At 30.8% G+C, this 1,469-nt stretch carries 1 protein-coding gene; it reads right to left on the bottom strand.

Annotation, left to right across the window (positions count from 1 at the left end):
* Positions 1-1,469: ATP-binding cassette domain-containing protein (locus QU01_RS07835; protein WP_033763425.1), on the bottom strand; the 1,469-nt coding region annotated here is incomplete at both ends.

Raw genomic sequence — 1,469 nt, 5'->3', positions numbered from 1 at the left:
GAAAAATCTATCCCATTATACTGTGTTCCAAATAATGCGTTGCTATAATCATTAAGACAATTTTGAAAATTTTCATCAAAAGATTTTAGCATTTCTCTCTTTTGCTTTAATTGCTCTCTTGTGGGGTTGTTTTGCATGAAAAGATTATCATCAATGCTATACCCAGCATAAAGAGAAAAATCTTGGAATATGGCACTCATTTGTTGGTGGTAGCTATTTAGTTCCAAGTCTTGTAGTGGGTATTTGTTATTAATGATAATTTGACCTGAATTTGGGGTATAAAACCCTAGCAATAGTTTAATCAGCGTGCTTTTCCCGCTAGCATTCTTGCCGACTAGTGCATAAATTTTATCAGAGTGTAAAGAGAGATTAAAGTTTTCAAAAATAAGTTTTGAATTAGGATAAGAGAAACTAATATTTTCAAATGTAATGCTATGGATTTTTTCTTCTAATTTGATTTGTGTTTCTGGTTTTGGCATTTTGTAATCTAAAATACAGAAATAATTTTCAAAGTATTTATTGATAGCAAAAAACCACTTTCCATAAAATGATAAATCTTGTAGTTGCTGTTGGGTAGAGCTAAATGCTTGGATATACCCAGCAATTGCTCCCACACCAATTAATTTTGAAAGGATAATAAAAACCATTAGAAAAAATAGTGCGATACTTAGAGTGGTGATTAAAATATCAGCATATATGGTAAGCATTAAGTTTTTTTGGGCGATTTTCACAAAATGATTGATATATAATTCTTTGTTTTCAATAAATTTATGATGAAAATTTAGCATGAAGTTAAATAATAGGTTGTCCTTGTTCTTTTGGTTATCTAGTCCAGAATATAGATAATTTTGTATGCTCTCTTTTTTGTCTTGAAGCTTATCTATGGAAGCACTATGTTTTTTTGCTATATGATTGGAGATGAAAATACAAGGCACTGTTGCAAAAATCATTATAAAGGGTAGATAAATACTAATGGAAAATAATATCCCAAACAGACTCACAAGCCCTATAATGCGTTGCAAGTTAAAAAATAGATTACTGACATAATTTAGGGGACGGATGTATAGACCGTTATGGATAGCGTTAAGCTTAATAGTATGGTCTTTATTTTCAAAAAAATTTAGATTTTTAACTTTTGTGAGTTTATTAGCAAGCTGAGTGATGATGTTTATAGAAAATTGTTCAGCAATAATGGTTTGCAAGCTTGATGAAATTCCTGAGAACACATGCGTTAAAAACAGCAAGGCTCCCCATAGTATCAAAGTTGGTAACAGCAAGCTGTATTCAAAATGCGTATGATTTTGCAATAGGTCTACCACAATATCAATCAATCTTATCATAACAAGAATATTTATAGATGGAATAATGCCGATAAATAGCACTGTAATTGATGCCAACACAACACATTTTGGTGAGCTTTTATAGAGTAAAATGAAAGTCCTTAGAGGAATGCTTTTTATGGTATCCAT

Source organism: Helicobacter pylori SA221C (assembly GCF_000476855.1).
Lineage (GTDB): Bacteria > Campylobacterota > Campylobacteria > Campylobacterales > Helicobacteraceae > Helicobacter > Helicobacter pylori_DK.
The sequence above is the reverse complement of the archived record's forward strand: the minus strand, read 5'-3'. Positions and strand labels throughout refer to the sequence as shown.